The organism is Syntrophobacterales bacterium (assembly GCA_019429105.1).
Classification (GTDB): Bacteria; Desulfobacterota; Syntrophia; order Syntrophales; family UBA5619; genus DYTH01.
Window position 1 is genome coordinate 47,634 of record JAHYJE010000015.1, and the last position, 22,835, is coordinate 70,468.

22 protein-coding genes are annotated in these 22,835 nt (G+C 47.9%); 13 read left to right on the forward strand and 9 right to left on the reverse strand.

Going from position 1 to position 22,835, the window contains the following annotated elements:
- Positions 1-12: 12 nt before the first annotated feature.
- The 3 genes from scmF to scmD are packed head-to-tail and all read right to left on the reverse strand — an operon-like array spanning position 13 to position 2,530.
- Positions 13-1,131 carry a SynChlorMet cassette radical SAM/SPASM protein ScmF gene (gene scmF / locus K0B01_06965; protein MBW6485876.1) on the reverse strand — a complete coding sequence of 373 codons (1,119 nt, stop codon included), beginning with the start codon at positions 1,129-1,131 and terminating at the stop codon, positions 13-15.
- A complete protein-coding gene (gene scmE / locus K0B01_06970; protein MBW6485877.1) occupies positions 1,128-2,246 on the reverse strand; it encodes a SynChlorMet cassette radical SAM/SPASM protein ScmE in 1,119 nt (372 codons plus the stop codon). The genes scmF and scmE overlap by 4 nt, the downstream gene beginning before the upstream one ends.
- A gap of 11 nt (positions 2,247-2,257) precedes the next feature.
- Positions 2,258-2,530, reverse strand: a complete 273-nt coding sequence (gene scmD / locus K0B01_06975) for a SynChlorMet cassette protein ScmD (GenBank protein MBW6485878.1) — start codon at positions 2,528-2,530, stop codon at positions 2,258-2,260.
- A gap of 225 nt (positions 2,531-2,755) precedes the next feature.
- On the opposite strand from scmD, the gene K0B01_06980 reads away from it, so the two are divergent.
- The 3 genes from K0B01_06980 to K0B01_06990 all read left to right on the forward strand — a co-directional run bounded on the left by K0B01_06980 (position 2,756) and on the right by K0B01_06990 (position 4,337).
- Entirely contained in the window at positions 2,756-3,208 is a 453-nt protein-coding gene (locus K0B01_06980; protein MBW6485879.1) for a hypothetical protein, read from the forward strand.
- A 291-nt stretch (positions 3,209-3,499) separates the two neighbouring features.
- Entirely contained in the window at positions 3,500-3,901 is a 402-nt protein-coding gene (locus tag K0B01_06985) for a PqqD family protein (protein ID MBW6485880.1), read from the forward strand.
- Between the two features lie 70 nt (positions 3,902-3,971).
- Positions 3,972-4,337, forward strand: coding sequence for a hypothetical protein (locus K0B01_06990; protein MBW6485881.1), 366 nt, complete (start codon positions 3,972-3,974; stop codon positions 4,335-4,337).
- 121 nt (positions 4,338-4,458) lie between these two features.
- On the opposite strand, the gene K0B01_06995 is transcribed toward K0B01_06990, so the two are convergent.
- The 6 genes from K0B01_06995 to K0B01_07020 form a co-directional block, all read right to left on the reverse strand.
- Positions 4,459-5,349 carry a hypothetical protein gene (locus K0B01_06995; protein ID MBW6485882.1) on the reverse strand — a complete coding sequence of 297 codons (891 nt, stop codon included), beginning with the start codon at positions 5,347-5,349 and terminating at the stop codon, positions 4,459-4,461.
- Entirely contained in the window at positions 5,350-6,423 is a 1,074-nt protein-coding gene (locus K0B01_07000) for an HD domain-containing protein (protein ID MBW6485883.1), read from the reverse strand.
- Between the two features lie 30 nt (positions 6,424-6,453).
- Complete coding sequence (locus tag K0B01_07005; GenBank protein ID MBW6485884.1) at positions 6,454-6,669, reverse strand: PqqD family protein; 216 nt, start codon at positions 6,667-6,669, stop codon at positions 6,454-6,456.
- 441 nt (positions 6,670-7,110) lie between these two features.
- Positions 7,111-7,608, reverse strand: a complete 498-nt coding sequence (locus K0B01_07010) for a 4Fe-4S dicluster domain-containing protein (protein MBW6485885.1) — start codon at positions 7,606-7,608, stop codon at positions 7,111-7,113.
- A gap of 21 nt (positions 7,609-7,629) precedes the next feature.
- Positions 7,630-9,570 carry an aldehyde ferredoxin oxidoreductase family protein gene (locus K0B01_07015; protein ID MBW6485886.1) on the reverse strand — a complete coding sequence of 647 codons (1,941 nt, stop codon included), beginning with the start codon at positions 9,568-9,570 and terminating at the stop codon, positions 7,630-7,632.
- A gap of 20 nt (positions 9,571-9,590) precedes the next feature.
- On the reverse strand, positions 9,591-9,872 hold the full coding sequence (locus tag K0B01_07020) for a hypothetical protein (protein ID MBW6485887.1): 282 nt from the start codon (positions 9,870-9,872) through the stop codon (positions 9,591-9,593).
- Positions 9,873-10,051: 179 nt separating this feature from the next.
- Between K0B01_07020 and K0B01_07025 the strand changes: the two genes are divergently transcribed.
- The 10 genes from K0B01_07025 to K0B01_07070 all read left to right on the forward strand — a co-directional run bounded on the left by K0B01_07025 (position 10,052) and on the right by K0B01_07070 (position 22,584).
- Positions 10,052-10,525 (forward strand): hypothetical protein, encoded by a 474-nt coding sequence (locus tag K0B01_07025; GenBank protein ID MBW6485888.1) that lies wholly within the window; start codon positions 10,052-10,054, stop codon positions 10,523-10,525.
- A gap of 81 nt (positions 10,526-10,606) precedes the next feature.
- A complete protein-coding gene (locus K0B01_07030; protein MBW6485889.1) occupies positions 10,607-11,380 on the forward strand; it encodes an AAA family ATPase in 774 nt (257 codons plus the stop codon).
- Between the two features lie 204 nt (positions 11,381-11,584).
- Positions 11,585-12,163 (forward strand): 16S rRNA (guanine(527)-N(7))-methyltransferase RsmG, encoded by a 579-nt coding sequence (rsmG, locus tag K0B01_07035; GenBank protein ID MBW6485890.1) that lies wholly within the window; start codon positions 11,585-11,587, stop codon positions 12,161-12,163.
- Positions 12,164-12,259: 96 nt separating this feature from the next.
- Positions 12,260-13,030: an AAA family ATPase gene (locus tag K0B01_07040; protein MBW6485891.1), complete on the forward strand. Its 771-nt coding sequence runs from the start codon at positions 12,260-12,262 to the stop codon at positions 13,028-13,030.
- Positions 13,030-13,878: a ParB/RepB/Spo0J family partition protein gene (locus tag K0B01_07045; GenBank protein ID MBW6485892.1), complete on the forward strand. Its 849-nt coding sequence runs from the start codon at positions 13,030-13,032 to the stop codon at positions 13,876-13,878. The genes K0B01_07040 and K0B01_07045 overlap by 1 nt, the downstream gene beginning before the upstream one ends.
- A 58-nt stretch (positions 13,879-13,936) precedes the next feature.
- Positions 13,937-15,283, forward strand: a complete 1,347-nt coding sequence (gene dnaA, locus K0B01_07050) for a chromosomal replication initiator protein DnaA (protein MBW6485893.1) — start codon at positions 13,937-13,939, stop codon at positions 15,281-15,283.
- A gap of 174 nt (positions 15,284-15,457) precedes the next feature.
- Entirely contained in the window at positions 15,458-16,585 is a 1,128-nt protein-coding gene (gene dnaN, locus K0B01_07055; GenBank protein ID MBW6485894.1) for a DNA polymerase III subunit beta, read from the forward strand.
- A gap of 80 nt (positions 16,586-16,665) precedes the next feature.
- On the forward strand, positions 16,666-19,107 hold the full coding sequence (gyrB, locus tag K0B01_07060) for a DNA topoisomerase (ATP-hydrolyzing) subunit B (protein MBW6485895.1): 2,442 nt from the start codon (positions 16,666-16,668) through the stop codon (positions 19,105-19,107).
- A gap of 54 nt (positions 19,108-19,161) precedes the next feature.
- Positions 19,162-21,669: a DNA gyrase subunit A gene (gene gyrA, locus K0B01_07065; GenBank protein ID MBW6485896.1), complete on the forward strand. Its 2,508-nt coding sequence runs from the start codon at positions 19,162-19,164 to the stop codon at positions 21,667-21,669.
- Between the two features lie 6 nt (positions 21,670-21,675).
- A complete protein-coding gene (locus K0B01_07070) occupies positions 21,676-22,584 on the forward strand; it encodes a patatin-like phospholipase family protein (GenBank protein MBW6485897.1) in 909 nt (302 codons plus the stop codon).
- Positions 22,585-22,835: the final 251 nt, after the last annotated feature.

The window sequence follows — 22,835 nt, forward strand, 5'->3', positions numbered from 1 at the left end:
TCATAGTGCTCGCTACGGGAGATTTTCGCTTCCCCGCAGCCGCGTTGCCGGGAAAAGCCCCTGCTTATAGGCTTCTGCGCAGTACCAGTGAGGCGCCCAGAGATCATGGTCTCTGTAGTAATTCTGCGCGATGCAGCTTCCGAGGCAGACGTTTTTGAGAAGGCATTCTGCGCAGATCCCCCGAAATCGCGAGGGAAGTCCGGCGCGAATATCCTTCAGCACCGGGGAAGTTTCCCATACCTCCTTAAGTGAGTTCTGGCCGGCGTCGCCGAAGACAAGTTCGGAAACGGTCTCGCCGATGCCGCAGAGGGCGTACGCGCCGCTGGCAAGCACCCCCAGAATGCCGGATATTCCACAGGTGTGACAGCCGTCACCGGTTTTGGCGTTGAACATTCTTCTCAGCGAGCGGAAAGCCGGCGGCTGATCGTAGTATAAAGACAGGCTGGTTGTTGCTGACAACTCTTCGTCCACCCATTTGCCGAGCAAGATCAGTTCAGCGATGTCAACCGTTTCCCCTGCGGCAAACATCTGTTCGCCCCGCGCGGTCGGCTGGATTATGTTGAATTTGACGGAGCCCGCGCCGAGCGCTTCAGCCATGCGGACAATCTGCGCAAGCTGATCTTTATTCCGCTGCATGACCGTCATGATGATCTGAGGACGCAGCCCTGCTGCGACCAGGTTTTTAATGCCGGCCACAGCCTCGTCGAAGCAACCCTTTTTGCCTCTAACCCACTCGTGCACCTCCGGGTCGATTGAATCGATGCTAACCGAGACAAAGGCGTTTCCCACAGAAGCGATTTTTTCGGCTATTTCAGAAGAGCACAGGGTGCCGTTCGTTTCCACGACGAGACGCAATCCCCGTTTTTGCACAGCGCTGATCAAGTCGGATAGCCGGGGATGCAGCAGCGGCTCGCCACCGGTAAATTTTACCCCGTTTAGCCCCAGGGCGCCCGCCTGATCGAGAATCTTCGTGAACAGCGCCGAATCCAGATATGACGAAGATTGGGAGGCCGGAAGGTAATGGGGTTCTATCCAGCAATGACGGCAGCGCAGATTGCAGTCGCTGGTCAGATAAAAATATAGCTGGCGCAGCGGGTAAAATGGCTTTACATCCGGCTCGTTATTGGTCATTGCGCTGTCACCGGCCGATGATTAAGCAAACATTCCGGCAGACATCCTCCCTGCTGTTCGAAAAGGCGCAGACAGGCGTCTGGGCTCGGGCTGTTGACCTTGCCCGTCAGATTGTAGGACAAGGCAGGACAGTTGCCTGTGCAATAGTCCCGATAAGGGCAGTCTTGACAGAGTGCAAACGAGGAAAGGGGAATAAGTTTGCGGTTTCTCAGATTCCACAACGCTGGATGATTTTGCCAGAGGTCGCAGAGATCATCGCGATTGATTTGCCCCAGGACTATGTGGCCCAACTGTGAGCAGGGGACATAGGCCCCGTCCGCCCGTACAGAAATGCTCTGAAACGGGCATCCGCAACCTGTCAGAAATCCCCGGCCCGCCATGGGTGGCTTTTTCTCCCGGCCGGCCTCCTTCATCTCGGCCCACATGCGCGCGTCGGCAAGGGGGCCGGCGGTGGCGCTGATGCGGTTGCCGTATTTATCGCTGAGGCCAAGCAGCGTTTCCATCGCCGCCGAGCGTTCCGCGACGGTCAATTGCGTCTGTTCGGTATTTTTCCGACAGAGGCCCATATACGAGGCGGCGTTGGTTGAAAAAGAGGGCAGGCCAATCTCTTCAAGAAGCAGTGCGGCGATTGCTTCCAGTTCGTGGACATTTTTACGGTGGATCGTGACGCGCACGGTTACCGGCAGATTGAACTTCTGCAACATTCTGATCCCGCCTAAGGCCTTGACAAAATTTCCCTCGCCCCGAAAGGCGTCATGGGTAATGTCAAGCGCGCCGTCAAGGGAAACCTGAACAGAGTTGCAACGTCCGGTAGCGGCAAGAAAAGCTGCCATCTCCGGTTTGATCAAGGTGCCGTTGCTGAGAATCGAAAAGCGCATCCTGTTTTCGACGATGGAGGCGATGATTGCCTGCAGATCTTGCCGATAAAAAGGTTCTCCTCCGGAAAGGGTGACATTCATCACCGCGCAGCGCTTGAGCTCAGAAAAAAAGCGCCGCCAGTCGTCCAGGGGCATATCCCGGCCAACGTCTCCAGGCGCCGAGAAATGGCTGCAATAGGTGCAGCGCAGGTTGCACCCATTGGTGATCTCGATATCAACAGAGCGGGGCGTTTTCATCAGGGAGCGCATCATGGAGCGATTTCTCCGTCCCCGGCGGCGAGGCCAAGTCTGGCAATTTCCCGGATAAACTCTTCTACCTGACTTTCCACCTCAGCCGGCACGTCCTCAGCCGCTTCCCTGATTGCCTCGGTTATTGCCGCCAGGGTCTGCTGGCCGTCAAGCAGTTTCCAGATGAAAACCCCCCAAGGGTTCAGCGTAAAGGTATTGCCTGTGTCGGGATTAAACAGCAGCGCCCAATCGTCAAACTCCTCTCTGAGGACAATCAAGGGTTTGGCTGTCATTTTTATGTCAGAGTATCCACCCACCAGTAATTTCTCCGTATCCGGCTTGTTCCCCTTCTTTTCAAAAGGCGGGACGGCCAGCTTCCTTTGCTGTAAAATTTTCAGTTCTTTTTCTTTCGGCAATTTGCTATATTGACCAACAGAAAAAAGCAAGTTCTATTTTGCCGTTCTGTATCGGGTACCTTGTAAAAAAAGCGCCGCGGCTGCTGTGCGATCTGGATATTTATGAATGTTTTATTTGTCTGCACCGCAAATATTGTCAGAAGTTTTATGGCGGAGGCCATACTTACGCACAAACTCAAAATGAAGGGGAGAAGGGATATAGCCGTTTCGTCTGCTGCTCTGATCGACATGAAGGGGAAGCAGGCAGACCCCTTTGCCGTCAAAATACTTGAAGAAAACGGGATTGAAGGCGGCAGTCATATCTCGAGGTTGCTGACAGATGACATGGTTGTCAATGCGGATTTAATCGCGGTTATGGAGGAAGGGCACCGAACGCAGTTGTGCGAAAGATACCCTGACGCGGCGGTAAAGATACGGCTTCTCAAATCTTTCGTAAAAGGATATCAAGCTGTTGACTCAGACATTAAGGATCCTTACCACTTGACGATCTACCATTACCGGCTCTGTTTTGCGGAGATTTCCCTGGCCGTAGGCGGCATGCCGGGGGTACTGTAGAAAAAAAGCTCCTTCGTTACAAACGGCGGCAATGATTCAGTGCGTACCAGGACAAAGGGCCGTAGGCAACCGGTTCTGAGGTGGCAAGAGAGGCCGGGCTGCCATCAAAAGTTAATTTTTTCATGAACCAGTTGTTATTATGTATGTTATTGGCGACATTGTTTGCCCCCGGAGGATGCGCTGAGAAAATATTTATTGCTTTTAAGGGGTGCGAGGCGTAGTAATCCGTAACGGTCGAAATTGAGGGCGCCGGTCAATCCAGTCCTGGAATAAGCAGAGAGAGGATTGCTAATGAAAAGGGCAAGGAGAAATTTCCTGGCGATTGCGGGCGGGGTAGCCGTAATGTTGCCGATAACGAAGTCCCCGACGCCAGCAAACGTTTATGAACACCTGCAAGGGCTCTGGAGTTGGTATGAAACAGAGGATTTGTTAAACGGAATGCCCGTTAGACAAAGCGGCGTTTCACTGCACAAAGGCGACGCTTTTCCGGTTCTTTCCGGTCCCGGAAGGGGACTGATACGCCTCAATCCGACGGCTGTGCGGATATGGGAGATGTGCGACGGAAAAAACAGTCCGGCAAACATAGCCAGGACTATCAGCGAAAATTGCGATGTTTCCCCTGGCGTTTGTTTTAAGGACGTGATCATTGCGCTCAGAACTTTTAAACGACAGGGCCTGATTGTTATGACGTGAAGAAGATATTGACTCGCCAAAGGCGAGGAGTTTTGGGCAGCAACGATTCTTATATTTAGGTGAAAGTCCTATGACGACCAGCAAAAAATTGCCCTATGAACCGCCGCTCATCATTGATTTGAGCGGGAGCACCGCCTATGCCGCAAAACCATGCAGAACCGGCGCCGCAATATCGGGAGGGGGAAACTGTTTGCCGGGTGGGTCTCCCCTGCAGGCGTGCCTGCAGGGGTCCGCGGCCACCGGCGGGGAGTGCAAACCGGGGAATTTTGCGTCCGAATTCTGCCTGACAGGCGGCTCTGCGCAAATCAGCACGTGCAAACCGGGGGCTGCCGCAAACACCAATTGCCTGTCGGGTACAGTTGCAGCAGGAACCTTGTGCCAAAAGGGCTCAGCGGCCGGAGGAGTCTGCAACCGCGGGAGCGCTCCGCTTACATAGAAGTGACCCGCTCCTCCGCTTTGCCTCTTGTCAATTTGTGGGACCGCTGATTGCGGGCGCTTTCCGGTTGGCTTTGCCGGTTTGTCAATTGGAGGGAGTTGAGTGCTCCGCCAACATTTCTTTACAGCAGTGTAAGGAAACTGTTGTCCTTCTGAAAATGCATATCAAACGAGGGAATTGACGCGCACAAATCGCAGCAACAATTAAATACAGAGGTCTTTAATTCCCGATCCATCAAGTTGAAATAGTGGATGTGGAAGAGCAGCAGTTCCGCCAGCGCTGCTTGCCTGTCCCTCCTATTCAGGGCGAGCGGTTCCGCTTTTTTCAGGAAGATAATCCTTGCCAGCGGGCATTCTTGCCGATAATGATTTTTCCCTTTTCTTGCGAGGCTGTTAATCTGGGAAAACGGGGATGGGTGGATTTTGAACAACCCCCCCCTTTCTTCAACCACTGTTGCATCATCGGAAAGCACATCCCCAATCGGGACGTACCCGGCCACGGTGCTTTTCCCGGCGCCGGACAACCCTAAAAAAAGATTCCCCTGACGGTTGATCCGCAGACCCGCCCCGTGTACCAGCAGCCTTTTATTGTCCACCATCAACAACGAAGTCAGGATAAAAAGCAGTTTGTACAAACTGCCCATGAGGAAATTTTCTCCTTTCGACCGGAAAAGGAATATATGAAATTTGTGTGAATGGACATTGTACGCAAGCACTCCGTTCAAGAATCCGATCAGCAGAGTTTTTTCCGATATCGGATAGCGCTTGGCGACATGGTTGATGATGCGTGTCGTTTCTCTGTCTTTGGCTGTTGATATCCGTAGGGGTTCAGCTTTGAATTTGCGGAGATGTACAAAATTTTCATAGGAAAGGGCAACTTCTGTCGCAGCATCGCCTCTGGGCAGCAGAAAGCCGCGGAAGAGCCCTTTGAGCGGTGTCAAAAGTGGAGCCGCCTTTTCATCCCCGCTTATCGCAACTGCTATTCCGGCGATGACAATGATCAGTTCTTTCATCTACTTGGGCAGTTCCCATTCGGCGACCACGTCAACAATATTAAGAACGTTGCTGGTTGACAGATCCGTGTGTTCTTCCTCGACGCTCCGATTGCCCAGACCGTCGAAAATAATTCTTACCAAGGGTTTTACTGGTTGCGACTTGTTGGTTTTTATCACCCGGCCAATGGCCCCGTTGTTTAACTTGACGTAGCTGCCCACCGGGTAAAGCGACATCTCGTCGAGAAAAACCTTGAGAATCCGAGGCGCAAACAATCGCTCTTTCGCTTCAATCAATTGTCTGACGGAGGTAAATTGCAGCAGCGCCTTTTTCTGGGGTCGATTATGGGTCATTGACTCATACGAGTCACAAATACCTATTATTTGTGCATATTCACCTATCTTTTCACCCTTTAGTCCCTGCGGATAGCCTTTTCCGTTCTCCCGTTCGTGGTGCTGATAAACCGCCTCTACAACGGCGGGGAAGTCCTTCTGGAAGGGCAGCAGGAGATCACGGCCGTTTTCCGGATGTTTTTTTATGGCGGCAATCTCCTCATCTGTCAGACTGCCCGTTTTGCCAATTATGGCATCCGGCACCAGAAACATTCCTAAGTTTTGCAGAAGCGCAGCCAGGCCCAGTTCCGTAAGCCGTTTCCGGAGATAATGCAGGCGCAATCCTATTTTAAGGGCATAGATCATGGTGTGGATCGGCTGCAGGATATAATAGTCCTGCTCGTTAGCAAATGTGAGCATCCTCGGATTAATGCCGGCGAGAACCTCCGGTGAATCGACTATTTTGGCGATCATTTGAATAGCGGGATCAAGTCCAACGCCAGCGCCATCCCCGATGCCGACGCGGACATCCATCATATATTCCTGCAGTGCTGAGTAAATGGATTCCGTATCAAGACTATTATTTAAGATAAGTGTTTTTCCGCCGTTCTTGGGGGCGGTGGGATCATCTACAGCGGGTGCGTCCGGGGGCGTAGGGGGCGGGGCGCCGAAAATCCGGCTGAAACGAAAGGGCGTGGCGCTGCGGTCGCCTTCGGCCTTGGGTGTTTCATCTTGACCCCTTACGGTATCGGTTGCTCTCATAATAATCGCCGGCATCTTTCTTTATTTATTTTAGCGTTCACGAAATCGTGACAATGTATCAGCGTCTGCAGATTCTCTTTTCAAAAAGGACATTCCCAGCATGCTGGTCAGAAAACTCTGAATGTCCTGTTCCAGCCGTGCACCAGGAACGTCATAAGCAGCGGCCAATTGAGCCGTTATCTCCTCCTTGGTATTGCTGCCGTTGCAAAGCTCCAAGAGCAGCGCCCCGGTCTTGTTGGCATACACGAGCTTTCCGGATTCTGGATCAAACAGGTAGGCGCCGTCGCCTTCTTTTCTAAAAATTATTCGCTCATTGCGAATAAAGATTGTTTCTTCTATTGTGCACCTCTTTAAAAAACAGTGTTGTGCTTATTCCTATAATTTTATGAAGAATCAATATATAAATATTTAACTATTTACAAGAAAAAAACGCTATTGTTTACAAACCTCAACTCAAACCACGAATTTTTTTAACTGCCTTCGGGGAACGATGGACATAGCTTCTCTTCTTGCTGCTCAGTGCCAACTCTGCCGGACGGGCGGACTTGTTGCCGGGCCTTAACTCCCAAGCTTGCGGAAACGCAGCGACCGAAAAAGAGGCGGTAAAACAAAAAACCCCTCTTGGGATGACGATTTTTACCGTCATCCCAAGAGGGGGCCCGTTAGTCGCTTTTCGTGAACCGCCGGTCAGGCTCTTTCTTCTATTGCCAGAGCTTGTTTCCCCGCCGCAGACTGACGCGCGGCGCCCTCTCTTTTCTTGAGCGAACTGACCTTGTCCGCCGTGACAAACTCAATAGCTTTTACTTCGCAAAACCGGGCGCACTGAGGATCGCCGTCGCATAAATCGCATTTAAAAACCTTGCGCGCCATCGTATTGTAATTCATCGCCCCGAAGGGACAGATGCTGACACACGAACGACAGCCGATACAGACATCGTAATTGACCTTCATAAAGCCGAATTCCTTGTCCCGGGAAATGGCGCCCACCGGACAGACGCTCTGACAGGGCGCATCCTCGCACTGCTGGCAGATCATCGGAACATATCGGCCTTCATCCTCCCATTTCACGACTTGGATTCTGCTTTTTGACGGGTTGGACACCCCTTCATGTTTAACAGAACAAACGAGTTCGCAGAGGCGACAGCCGGTGCATTTTTCGTAATTAACCGTCAGAATTTTCTCCATTATTCTCTCCTCTGTTTTTATCTAAAGCAAATGGGTTGGCTCTTGCTCCAGCCCCAGTCGTGTTAAGGTTGCTTGCGTCGGGACGCCTTCTTTGTCCCAGCCGTGATGTCCATAGAACTCATCAACCATAACGTCGAACTTCTTCCGATCGATCATGATGCCGATAACATCCGGCGCTCCTCTGAGACAAGGCTCATCAAAATAACGATGATTGAGCATATCGCCCTTGACCAGATCGTAGCGCGTCAGCCCCTCCCGCAAATTGAAAAGCCTCTCCATATTGTTGCTGCGCTCGGCAGCGTCCCAAATATCCTTGGGGGTCAGCTCAAGACCCGTGTTGAGATAAATCGCCCGGGGCCAATCCTCGAAATTCGGCAACGTCGCCCCTAAAAACGTAGTGTGATATTTGCAGATTCCTATAGAATCAACCGCCATGTAGCAGTTTTCCTGCCAAAAAACCTGCCAGGGTTTCCCAATATACTCCATTGAATCGGAGGAGAGAGGGCCTTCGTAGGGGACCGGGCTGCTGTAAATCTTGCGCAGCACGCTCTCGGGAAGGTGATACAGGTCGATGGCAGGCCGACTCCGCAAATGGTCGGAACCGCGGGACGAGGTTGCTATATTCAAAGCGAGACCGGGGGTGGCTCGTTCATCGGAATGGAGGTTGTTCATCCCTTTGACCTGGATCAGATAATCGAAAGAATGCTTGCCGATTTTCTCGGATGCCGGGATTCCCCCATCGGCCAGAACATTGCCCAGCCAGCCTTTGCGGGTACAAATGCGGTGGATCATCTCTATTAAAGCGTCCGCATTGCTGAACCGGAGATCAATGCCGTCGGTTTCCTTGCTGGTGATGATTCCCAATTCGTAGAGTTCCATCGCCCAGGAGATGATGCTGCCGATTTCCAGATTATCCACGCCGTACTGATTCACCAGATAGTTGGCGGTCAGAACCGTCTCGGCCTTGTTGCAATCCGGCTCACTGCCGAAAGCGCCGAAGGACGTATATTCGGGTCCCTCATTGTATATCCCGGCATAAGGGCCGGATGGTATTCTGTACTGGGCGCGGCAATGCACCTGGCAGCCGAAACACCCCGTCATGTGATACGGCCCCATGGTTTCGGTCGCGATATCGTCCAGTGATTCCGGTTCAAGTTCGTCAGCATTCTCCATCTGATTGAACTGGAAGTTCCTGGTGCGAATGCCTCCCCAGCTATTGGTGGCCCCCCAGATAAAATGCGTTCCCAATGTGCCCTGGGTTTTGTTAACCTTGGCGGTGGTGATCTGCTCGATGAATTTTTTGTTGAATTCCAGAGCTTCCAACGGGTGGGCGATTTTGACATCCATTGTGCCGCGGACGGCAACAGCCTTGAGGTTTTTCGAGCCCATCACGCATCCCATGCCGGTGCGTCCGCCGGCATTCTTAATTCCGGTCATCACATTGGCATACGTTACAAGATTTTCTCCGGCCTGACCGATGACGGCGCTTTTTATTTCCTGATCCCCCAATTCCTCGCGGATGGCCCATTGAGTCTCCGTTGATGATTTGCCCCATAATTTCACGGCGTCGCGGATTTCAATCTGGCCGTTGTGGATCCACAGATAGACTGGTTTCTCCGCCTTGCCGGTAATGACCAGGTGGTGGAAGTCCGCCCAGGCCATTTCCGCGGAGAAAAACCCCCCCATGTTCGTACTCCCCAAAAGACCGGTAAGGGGGGATTTGGCCATGATGTGCGTTCGCGATGTAGCGGAGGCGCAGGTGGCTGTAAGCAATCCCCCGCTGATGATTAAGGTGTTTTCCGGACCAAGCGGGTCACAGCCTTGCGGTGCGTTATTGAAAAGCAGATAGGCGTCCAACCCCCGGCCGCCTATAAATTTCTTTCTTACTTCCAGGGGAATGGGCTTGATCTCTGATTTACCGGTAGAGAGATCAATGTATGCTATTTTCCGGTCCAATGCCATTTTGCGTTCCTCCTCTTCTTCTATAGGGAACCGTCTTTAGACGCTTCTAATTTTTTTTTCGCCATTACCTCTTCCGCTAACTTGCGGTTAACCTCCCAGACAGGACCGCGGATTCTCGGCAGCTCCGGCGTCACCCAGAAAAGTCGATATGACATCCCGCAGACCGGGCAGGTAATCTGCATGCTTCCAGGAGCAGGCTCCAGCCGTCCCATGCAGCTTGGGTTCATGCATCTGACCTTGCCGTATGTTCTCGTCTTGCGAAGCGATTCCGATGCGGAAACTTTCTCGTTCTCTATAGCCATTTCACACTCCTTATAACTGTCGTCAATGTTAGGTCGCATATAGATATTCGGGTTTCTTTTATAAAAACCGTTCCTGGATGTCAAGCTCTTTCAAATTAAAATATTCTTGACAGCCGACGTTTGTTTAGTGTAGCAGGATATCGTATGTATTATAAAAAATATTTTTATGGTGCTAAAAAATGTCTTTAAAAGAAAGCTCGCGGGAGGATGAAATTAACGAATCCGTGGAAAACCATGACAACAATATAACCAGCCACGAATGTAATGAGGCAAATAAAGCCTTGCAGGCAGCATACCTCTGGATGAAACACCGAAAGGAGGGCATGGAAAAACGTAAATACACGGAGAGCATAATTTTTATCATTACCGGGGAGGGACGTATCACCGGCTGGACGGCAGCAGCCGCCCAATTGGTAAAACCCCTGCTTGACAACCTTCAAGCTATTAATATAAATGATTTTCTGAAAATAACAGATGGGCGCTCCATTCAGGACGTTGTTGCCTTGGCAATGCCTTCTTTTCCTTATAGCATCAGGGCGGTTTGTACCTCTGAATTACAGTGCGGTAAAATGTTCACCATCAAGATTACCAGCATCGTTGTGGAGGAAAAGGATTTATTTTTTCTGGTCTTATATCCCGACAAGGAAGAATAGAAATTTATTGTCTGTTCTGACTTACAATTTCCGTACATGACATAGAAAAAGGGTGAGAAAGTGTATTTGGAATATTGGGGTTTGCAAAAATATCCTTTTGAAAATACGCCTGACCCGGAGTTTTTTTTCTTTTCGCCAGAACACGAAGAGGCGCTCTCGCGGCTCACCTATGGAGTTAGACGCAACAAGGGCGCTTTACTGCTGACCGGAGCAATCGGCTGTGGCAAAACATTGCTAAGCCGTGTTTTCATAAAACAGATGCAACATGAAAATATTGATATCGGTCTGATTGCCAACCCCTCCCCGGAACCATTAGGTTTCCTTAGTGAAACCCTTTACCAGTTCGGTCTTAACTCACAAGCCGCAACCAAAACGGAAATGCTCAAAATCCTGAACAACAAACTGATGGAAAATTCCAACAAAAGCGCTATTTCCCTGCTCATCATTGACGAGGCTCAGACAATATACAAGGAGACCTTTGACGAGATTCGCATGCTCTTGAATTTTCAGATGAACGACCGCTATTTATTAAATTTGCTCTTCCTGGGGCAGCCAGAGTTGCGGGAGATGATAGTAGGCAATAAACAACTCGATCAGCGCATCGCCATCCGCTATCACCTCAACCCATTGAGCCGCAGCGATACGACAAGGTATATACTTTTTCGTCTGGATAAAGCGGGACTTAAAAAAAATATCTTTTCCGATGAAGCGTTGGAAACCATCTACGCATACTCTGGAGGCGTTCCTCGTAAGATAAACAATATCTGTGACTTGTCCCTGTTAATCGGTTTTAGCTTAAAAGTAGAGCTAATCGATCAGCGTATCGTCTCGGGGATCATCAAAGATTCATTATAAACCTTGTGCTCGCACGCCGACTGCGGAAAAATACCTTAACGAAAGTCTTCTCTCTACACAAATCATTATAATTGCACGCGTTTTATGAATGAATATCTACATGATAGCAATAAAAGTTTACCTATCTCGGAGGTGTCCTCCGAACTGCAACAAGGGGCAGCAAAAATAGGTGTTAAGGTTGATCAGAATCAACTATCCCTTTTTGTGCAATACTATCAAGAATTGCTATTTTGGAACCGGCAGATAAATCTTATCTCCGAACATTCCGCAGGCGAGATAATAGAACGCCATTTTATCGATTCCCTGACCCCGCTTCCCTTGCTGAAGAAAGAAAACGAATTTCTCCTGGATTTGGGAAGCGGCGGCGGCTTCCCGGGGATTCCCCTGAAGATCATGGCGCCGGACCTGAATGTTGTTCTTGTCGATGCCTCAAGAAAAAAAACATCGTTTCTCTCGCATATAGTACGCATCCTGAAGCTAACCGAAGTAACGGTAATTCGAGGACGCATCGAAGACTTGGCGGCAGGGAAGGAGTGGGTGGCAAAGTTTGACACGGTGATCTCCAGGGCGGCCCTTAAACTGCCCCAACTGATTGTTTTTGCATCTTCTTTTCTGAAACGAGGTGGTCAGCTTATCGCCCTGAAAGGTCTTGCAGGGCATGACGAAGATAAGGCAGCCGAGGTCGCCGCCCTGTCCGCGGGAATGACTTTTTCAGGTGAGGCGGCAGCAGAATTAGAAAAAAATCATTCACTGAAAAAATTAATAGTTTACAGGAGATTATGATTTACTTTTTTTAAAAAAATATTGCCCCTGGCGGCGATTTTGTGTTAGCGTCAATTCGTTTGATGGATTATTCTTGCTGTTCCCTTTTTAGGTATTATGAGAAAAATAATAAGCGTAGCCAATCAGAAGGGAGGGGTCGGGAAGACCACGACTGCGATAAATTTATCGGCCTCTCTGGCTGCCGCTGAAAAAACGACCTTGCTGATAGACGCGGATTCTCAGGGGAATGCCTCCAGCGGCATGGGCATAACTCCTGAAAATATAAAAGATAAAAATCTATATCGCTGTTTGATCGATAATTATCCGTTAAGCCGGGCTGCCATCAAAACTCAGATGCCGCACCTTGATATAATTCCTGCCAATCAGGATCTGGTCGGGGTCGAACTGGAGTTCATCTCTTTGGCAGACAGGGAAAAAAGACTAAAAAATCTCTTAAGAAACCTTGAAACCGATTACGATTACGTTATTATTGATTGTCCGCCCTCTCTTGGTTTTCTGACTGTCAATGCTCTGGTGGCCTCGGATTGCCTGTTGGTTCCCCTGCAATGCGAGTATTTTGCGATGGAGGGAATGGGCCATCTGCTCAACACAATGGAAATAATAAGAAAACATTTGAATCCGACGCTGTATTTGGCCGGCATTCTACTGACGATGTACGATTCGAGAAATTTACTGTCGCGACGAGTAAGTGATGATGTGCGTTCCCATTTTGGCGAACTTGTTTTTAAAACGCTTATTCCCCGGAATGTGCGCTTGTCGGAAAGTCCCAGTCACGGACTCCCCATCATTCTTTATGATATCAAGTCCCGCGGCGCCGTCTCTTATATGGAATTGGCGGAAGAAATAATCAATAACGGGAGGATGTAATGTCGCGGACAAATTCCCTGGGCAAGGGCCTGGGCGCAATGTTTCCTGATCTAATCAACAATGCTGGAGACAGGCCGGCTTTTGTCATGTGCGGCATTGAAGAACTCACGCCCAACCGCTTCCAGCCTCGCTCGGATTTCAACGATGACGCGCAAAAAGAGTTAATAGCATCGATTAAAACAAATGGCGTTATTCAGCCGATCATCGTCCGCAAGACGCAAAACAGCTATGAGATAATAGCGGGCGAGAGGCGCTGGCGGGCGGCTCAGGCCTCTGGCATGAAAGAAGTTCCTGTTGTCATACGTAAAGCGAGCGATCGTGATTTGGCAGAACTTTCTCTTGTAGAAAACATCCAAAGAGAAGCACTCAATCCCATAGAAGAAGCAAAGGCATATCAGGTGCTTTCCAGTGATTTCTCGCTTTCCCAGGATGACATTTCCACCCGGGTAGGCAAGGACCGCTCCACAATCGCCAATACCATCCGACTGCTTAAATTGCCGGCCGAAATACAGAAAGATGTAATAAGTAAGAGCATAACCGCCGGACATGCGCGGGCGCTGCTTTCTCTGGACCGTCCCGAATTGCAGCTTAACGCCTTGAGAACCATCAAGAAAAGGGAATTAAATGTACGCGAAACGGAAGGTTTAATCAAAAGGCTTAAAAGCAGCCAAGGAAAAAATGACAAAAAATCTTCGGATCCATATATCGATGATGTGCAAAAAACATTATCATCACATCTACTTACACGTGTTAAAATAAAATCCGGGAAAAAAGCCGGGTATATAGAGATAAAATACGCCAACCCCTCAGAACTGGACCGTCTTACCCGCTACCTTCTGGAACGGTGAAAAATTAATTTATCAACCTCTGTTGATAACAATGTTTATAAGCTCGGGTATCATCTGTATGCTTTGGAATAAAGTTGCTAAAATCATAAAGGAAAAAATAACCAAGCAGAATTTCGATACATGGATAATGCCCATTCAAGTAAGATCTCTTGAAGAGGGTAATCTTTGTTTAAACGTTCCGAATCGTTTTTTTAGAGACTGGTTGCAGGAAAATTATTTATTTCTAATACGGGAAGCGCTTTTATCAGTAACTGGACTAAATTATGATGTTGAGTTTATTATTGCAGACAACCCTCGTAAAAACAACTCTCCCTCTATCAAAACTGATGAGTCAATATTGGACAACGGTAAAACAAAACACAAACAAGAACGAGTGCACAAGACGCTTAATTCTAATTATAGTTTTGACCGTTTCATTGTTGGAGCAAGCAATCAATTCGCCCACGCCGCCGCTGTTGCTGTTGCAGAACAGCCGGCAAAAAATTACAATCCTTTGTTTATATATGGCGGCGTGGGATTGGGAAAAACCCATTTAATAAATGCTATTGGTTTAAAAGCCCTTCAGCTCTTTCCAGACATGAATGTGGTATATGTCTCGGCAGAGGTTTTTATGAACGACCTGATAAATTGCATTCGCTTTGACAAAATGCAGAAATTTAGAGAAAGGTTTAGAAATATAGATTGCCTTCTTATCGATGATATCCAGTTTCTCGCCGGCAAAGACAGAACCCAGGAAGAGTTTTTTCATACATTCAATACCCTGCATGACGCTGGTAAACAAATTGTTGTTACAAGCGATAAATTTCCCAAAGATATCGAAAATTTAGAAGGAAGATTGAGGTCTCGTTTCGAATGGGGGTTAATTGCCGACATACAACCTCCGGATATCGAAACAAGAATGGCAATATTAGAAAAAAAGGCCAGTGAAAACAGCGTTGTGTTGCCAGGAGAGGTTTCTCTTTTTTTAGCAACGCAATCTGAATCCAACATCCGGGAATTAGAAGGATATCTTGTCAGGGTATCAGCATATTCCTCTTTAACCTCCAGACCTATTGATATCGATCTTACAAAAGAGGTGTTAAAGCAACTTCTATATAAAACAGAAAAAAAAGAAATATCTATTGACGACATCACAAAAGTGGTGTGTTCTCAATTAGGCGTAAAAATTCAAGACGTTAAATCAAATAAGAAAAATAAAAATATTGCAGAAGCGCGCCAGATTGCGATGTTTCTGGCAAGAGAGATGACAAATTCTTCATTTCCTGATATAGGAGAAAAGATAGGAGGAAGGGACCATTCTACGGTCATATATTCTTTTAATAAAATTAAGAAGAAATTGCAGACTGATAAACAGTTGATAGGGGTTGTGGAAAAGATAAAAAAAATTATTATTAAAAATAATTAGTGCTTTTCACTCTTTATATCAACAGATTATTAATGATATAAAGTAAATAAAAATAAGCTATTAATATGTTTATCAACAGTTTTAACAAGACCTATTACTATTACTATATTTCTTTATAAAAAAGTATCTTAAAACATATTAATTATAAAAAAATGAAAGGATGAAATAGAGAAAATGGAATTTAATATCAAAAGAGATATATTTCTGTCCGGGATTCAAAAGACCTTGGGAATCGTAGAAAAAAAAACAACCATGCCAATATTGAATAATCTTTTACTGCGAGCCATCCCCAACCGGATAAAAATAATGGCAACCGATATGGAGATAGGTTTGGTCTCGAACTATGAAACAGAGGTAATCAAAGAGGGTGAAATAACGGTTTCCGCAAGAAAGCTCTATGAAATGGTACGAGAGATACAGGGAGAAAATATCCATGTTGTAAAAAATGAAAAAAATGTAGTTATAATTACCTGTAATAAAGCTATTTATAGAATACTGGGCCTTCCCGCGGATGATTATCCCGTTATTGAAGAAAAGGATGATTGGAAATTTTATAAATTGCCGGGAAGCATTCTTAAATATTTAATGAGAAAAACATATTTTGCGATCTCCAACGATGAAATGCGTAAGAATCTGACCGGTGTTTTATTGGAAACTGAAAAAAAGGACGCCTCTTTCTTAATACGTATGGTTTCAACTGACAGCCACCGCCTGTCGTTTGCCGCAGCCGAGATAAAGAGCGATGATTTTCTTATAACAGCCGACTATAAAAACATTATTATCCCTAAAAAGGGCGTGGGAGAGATAACGCGTCTTTTGGATGAAAACGAAGCGGAATACATCGATCTTTGCGTCAATAATGGTTTATTAATAGTTAAAACAGATAAAACAATCCTGAAGGCAGGTCTTATTGATGGAGATTACCCTGATTATAAAAGGGTTATCCCTGCAAATAGAGGAGTAATAATAAAAATTGAACGAGATAAATTGCTTCATGCTGTCCGCAGAATGTGTGTTGTGTCATCTGAAAAATATAACGGCGTGATAATGACTATATCAAAGGGAAGAGTTTATTTTAATTCCATAAATAGTGATATAGGAGAAGCAAATGATGAGATCGAGGTAGATTATGAGGGAGAGGAACGAAACATTGGATATAATGTAAAATATCTTGCTGACGCGATAGAAGTCATTGAGGAAGAGATGGTAGATTTTGAAATTAATGAGGATATGAGACCAACAATTTTGCGAGGCTCCGGCAATGATGGTTATTTTTGCATAATTATGCCATTAAAAATATAAATATTTAATATAATTAAATCATTATAGTTAAAGGAAGGAATTGAATGGAAGTAATAATGGAAAATGGTGACGATAAACGAATGAATCTGAAATCTGATAGCGACTATTACGGGGCGGAAAGCATCAAGGTGCTGGAGGGGTTGGAGGCTGTCAGGAAGCGTCCGTCAATGTATATAGGCAGCACCAGCAAAGAGGGATTGCATCACCTTGTTTATGAAGTTGTTGATAACAGCATCGATGAGGCATCAGCTGGATTTTGCGACAAGATTACCGTGATAATAAGGATGGATAACAGCGTTTTTGTTGAAGACAATGGAAGGGGTATTCCCGTTGATCTTCACCAGGCAGAGGGGATCTCGGCCGCCGAAGTTGCCCTTACGAAACTCCATGCCGGCGCAAAATTTTCCAATGACAGTTATAAAATTTCAGGGGGTCTGCACGGCGTAGGAGTGTCGGTAGTTAATGCCCTTTCTACATATCTGGAATTGGAAGTAAGGAGAGAGGGGGGAGTTTACACCCAGTCCTATGCGCGCGGTGTCCCGCTTGCACCTCTCAAGATGACGGGTAAGACGGATGGCCGGGGCACCAGGATAACCTTCAAACCTGACGACACTATTTTTGAAGACACGGAATTTAGTTTTGATATTCTCTCTAACAGATTAAGGGAATTGGCTTTTTTAAATTCCGGGATAAAAATTAGCCTAACAGATGAAAGAATCGATCGTCAAAGCGATTATTATTATGAAGGCGGCATTGTCTCTTTTGTGGAATACATAGACCGCAATAAAAAGGTTCTCATCAAAAAACCGATATATATAGCCGGTTCAAGGGATGATTGCACCGTGGAGGTCGCTCTTCAATATAACGATACCTATACGGAAAACATTTTTTCTTTTGCCAACAGTATCAACACGACCGAGGGAGGAACCCACCTGATTGGTTTCAGGTCTGCCTTGACCCGCGTCATTAATAACTATGCAACAAGCGGGAATTTTTTAAAAAATGGTAAGGAGTCCTTAAAGGGGGAGGATCTTCGAGAGGGACTGACCTGTGTAATCAGCGTAAAGATCAGAAACCCCCAATTTGAGGGTCAGACTAAAACGAAATTGGGAAATAGTGACGTAAAAGGGCTTGTTGAGGGTATTGTGTACGATAAGATAAGCACTTATCTTGAAGAAAATCCATCAGTTGCAAAACAGTTAATTGGAAAATTCATTGACGCGGCCAGGGCGCGTGAGGCAGCCCGTCACGCCCGGGAGCTCACCCGCCGAAAAACAGCGCTTGAGGTCGGCTCCCTTCCGGGAAAACTTGCCGATTGCCAGGAACGCGATCCCTCGCGCAGCGAGATATATCTGGTCGAGGGTGATTCTGCCGGCGGGTCGGCAAAACAGGGCCGTGATCGAAAAAATCAGGCTATTTTGCCGTTGCGCGGCAAAGTGCTGAATGTGGAAAAAGCGCGTTTTGACAAGATGCTGCAAAACGAGGAACTGAAGGTAATTATAACCGCACTGGGGGCGGGAATAGGTCAGGAAGACCAGGATATAAGCAGGCTCCGCTATCACAAGATTATTATCATGACCGATGCCGATGTCGATGGCCTTCACATTCGTACACTGCTTCTCACTTTTTTCTTTAGACAGATGAGGGAAATTATTGAAAGGGGATTTCTTTACATCGCTCAGCCGCCGCTTTTCAAGGTAACAAGCAAAAAACGGGAACTATACATCCATAACGAACTGACGATGCAGGATTACGTTCTGGAAAACGGAGTTGGCAAGATTCGTTTATTGGTTGGCGAAGGACCTGCACAACAGACGATAACCGGGAAGCGGTTAATGGAAAATATCCGCAAGGCTATGCGCATCGATACAATACTTAACAAATTTGAAAAGGATGGATACGACCGGGAGTTAATTTCCCTGTTGGCGTCCTCTGATTTATTATCTGAAAAAACATTCAACGAGAGCTGGTCAATGACAATATTAGCCGAGAGCATAGCCGCGGCGCTCGGGGAAAAAATGGAAAAATTTGCCCTGGAATTCGATCAGGAGTTGGGGAAGTGGAAAATAACGTTTCATGTTTTGTCAAACAATATAATTATTAAAAATATCTTTAGCGTTGACACCTTTAAACTCCCCAAATTTACGGAAATAAAATCACTTTTTATCCAGATTGTCGCTCTGGGAGTGGCACCCTATAAGATCAGCGCCCTCCCGGAAGCGGAAAATGAGGAAGAAACAAACATTGAAACCATAGAGACGTTGAACGGACTGGTCGAATATATTGTCAAGGCCGGGAAGAAGGGTATCTCGGTGCAGAGATATAAGGGCCTCGGGGAAATGAACCCGGAACAATTATGGGAAACAACGATGAATCCTGAAAAAAGAACGCTACTTCAGGTGCTTATAGAAGACGCCGTTGCCGCCGATGAGATATTCACTACGCTTATGGGCGATCAGGTTGAGCCAAGACGAGATTTTATCTTCAAAAACGCGATGTACGCATCCAATCTGGACGTCTAACCGGAAGGATTAAAATATTACAATTTCTTAATATTTAAGGAGAAAAACAACTTAATGGAAAACCTGTTCGAAAAGACAGTTGTGACTAACATTGAAGATGAAATGAAGCGCTCCTATGTGGATTACGCAATGAGCGTGATTATCGGCAGGGCCATTCCGGATGTGCGGGATGGCCTGAAGCCGGTGCATCGGCGCGTTTTATTTGCAATGCACGAGATGGGGAACCGCTGGAACAAGCCCTATAAAAAATCAGCCAGAATCGTCGGCGATATTATTGGTAAATACCATCCTCATGGCGATTCTGCGGCATACGATACCGTTGTGCGCATGGCCCAGGAATTTTCGATGCGCTACCGGCTTGTTGACGGACAGGGGAATTTCGGTTCAATAGATGGAGATCCTCCCGCAGCGATGCGGTACACCGAAGTAAGGATGGAAAGAATATCGGAAGAGCTGCTTGCCGATCTGGACAAAAATACCGTTAATTTTGTCCCCAATTACGATGAATCACTCGAAGAGCCAACGGTATTGCCGGCGAAGGTGCCGCTTTTGATTTTAAACGGTTCCGCGGGCATAGCGGTCGGGGTCGCAACCAATATTCCCCCTCACAACCTCAGGGAGGTAATAGAAGGGACGATCGCGCTGATTCACGATCCGGAAATAACCGTTGAGGGATTGATGCAATACATCCCGGGCCCGGATTTTCCTACCGCCGGGTTTATTAACGGCAGGGAAGGCATTATCTCTGCATACCGTACCGGAAGAGGCATAATAAGGTTGCGCGCCCGTTCACTGATAGAGAAAAATGCACGCAACGACCGTGAAAGCATAGTTGTCACCGAGCTCCCCTATCAAGTAAACAAGGCTAATCTAATCAAGCAGATATCGGAGTTGGTAAAGGAAAAGAAGATCACCGGCATCTCTGATTTGCGCGATGAGTCAGACCGGGAAGGCATAAGGGTTGTCATTGATCTGAAACGTGAAGAGATGTCGTCAGTGATTTTAAATCAGCTCTACAAGCATACCCAGATGGAAACCACCTTTGGGATTATCATGCTGGCAATTGAAAAAGGACAGCCGCGAGTTTTTCCCTTGAAACACATTCTCCAGAGCTTTCTGGATTTTCGTAAGGATGTAGTGGTGCGCCGGACAGCCTTTGACCTCGCCCGGGCGCAGGAACGGGCTCATATTCTTGAGGGACTGATCATCGCCCTCGATAGAATCGACGAGATCATCGTTTTAATCAAGGCGGCAAAAAATCCAACCGAGGCCCAGACGGCCCTTTGTCAACGCTTCGGTCTGAGTGAATTGCAGGCGAAGGCGATCCTGGAGATGCGCCTGCAGCGCCTGACCGGTCTGGAACGGGAAAAAATAGAAACAGAATACGCGGAGATTAACGCTCTCATCAACAAACTGCAGGGCATATTGGCCGATCCCAAGCAGGTGCTGGAAGTTATTATCGGGGAACTGTTGGATATTAAAGAACGATATGGCGATGAAAGGCGCACGGAGATAGTCGTAAGCGCCGAGGATATCGATATTGAGGACATGATTGTCGAAGAGGATATGGTTGTAACCGTATCTCATACCGGATATGTAAAACGAAACGCGGTGAGCCTTTACAAAAATCAGCGCCGGGGCGGTCGCGGCAAAATCGGGATGGGAACCAAGGAGGAGGATTTTGTAGAGCGGATATTTATAGCCTCAACTCATCACTATGTTTTGATCTTTACCAACAGGGGCCGTCTGTACTGGCTGAAGGTATATCAAATTCCCCAGGGGGGAAGGGCCACCCGGGGGAAGGCGATTGTAAATCTGATCAATATTGCCAAGGAAGAGAAGGTTGCAGCCGTTCTTTCTGTGCGCGAGTTTACCGGCGACCGGTCGGTAGTTATGGTGACCAGAAAGGGAACCATAAAAAAGACGGAGCTTTCCAAATTTTCCAACCCGCGGGTCGGGGGCATTATTGCCATTTCCGTTGATCCGGACGATGATCTGATCGGGGTTCAGGTTACCCTCGGCAAACAGGACATTTTTCTCGGAACCAAGCAGGGGAAGTCAATCCGCTTCAGTGAGGATGATGTGCGGGATATGGGCCGGACCGCTCGCGGGGTCAGAGGCATCACGATGAATCGCGATGATCAGGTGGTGGGGATGGAGATTCCGACCGAGGGCAACACCATCCTGACAGTCTCCGAGAACGGGTATGGAAAAAGAACGGAGATTGGCGAGTACCGCCTGCAAGCCCGGGGAGGCAAGGGAACTATAAATCTTAAGACTTCTGTAAAAACTGGCAATGTGTCGGGAATACTGCAGATTTCCGGCAGCGAAGACATTATGTTAATCAGTGATTCCGGGCGGATCATTCGCATGAGCGCCGAAGAGGTCAGGGTTATCCACCGCAGTACGCAAGGGGTGCGGCTGATCGACATCGATGAAACGGAAAAACTGGTCGGCGTAGCCCGTGCCGAACGGGAAGAGGAACGGGAAAACGGTGAGGAACCAGACGATGCGGAACCGGAGACCGAAGGTGATGAAGAGCCGATGCTGGATTTGGATTAGGTTATAATGAATAACAATTCAGCCTATTTGCAAAAAGCGGTATGTTTTTGCGCAGCGGTCGGTCTTTTGCTGCTTGTCTCCTGCGCCCCCCGGGAGATAGTTCCGGCGCCGTCTCCCCCAAAGCCCGCCAGGATCGCCGTTGTGCTGGGCGCCGGGGCCGCACGTGGCTTTGCCCATATCGGCGTACTCAAGGTGCTCGAATCCCATAGAGTGCCGATAGACATCCTTGTCGGAACGAGCGCGGGGAGTTTGGTCGGGAGTATTTACGCGGCGGGGTTCAATGCGTTTCAAATGCAGACAATGGCCATAAATCTGCAGAAAGACGATGTGATCGATTATATCTTGCCGGATAACGGGTTTATTCGGGGGGCAAAGCTGGAGACTTTTGTCAATAAGACCGTAAACAAAATTCCGCTGGAAAAAATGCGCATTCCTTTGAGGGTGATCGCCACAGACATTCGTTCCGGGGAAGAGGTGGTTTTCGCGACAGGCAATACCGGTTGGGCAGTGCGGGCGAGCTGCGCGGTGCCGGGGGTGTTCCAGCCTGTGCAGATTGGCAATAAAACATATGTGGACGGAGGCGTGGTCAGTCCTGTCGCCGTAAATGCCGCCCGCCAAGCCGGCGCGGATGTCGTGATCGCCGTTGACATATCGACCCGAGCCGGGCTATCTGCGCCGCAGGGGACGGTCGATACGATCCTTCAGGCAATCGATATCATGTCTGCCCGGATCTCGGATATTCAGCTTAAAAATGCCGATGTAATCATCCGGCCGAAGGTCGGTCATATCGGGGCCGCCGATTTCGAGAAGCGCGCGGAGGCCATCCTGGAGGGAGAAAAAGCCGCTTCGCTTGCCATGCCGCAAATCCAGCAAATCATAGCCAGGCTCCGTCAGGAAGGAAGACTGGCAAATTGAGCGTTTATGTTACTTCTCTGAGACAGATAACAAACTTGAGGAGGCAAGACAATGGACATATTGCAAGCGCTTGTTATGTTGATGGCGATAGCTGCCCCGGCTGCCGGTGAATCTGGCAAGCTGGTGTTGGCGGCGGCGTGAAAATGTCCTAAATTTGGCGGTTTGAAAATGTACGGTCTAAAGCGCTATTTGAAGAGGCGCTGGGACCATTTTTCAGGTTCCAGCGCCTACTTGACACCAAGGATTTATGT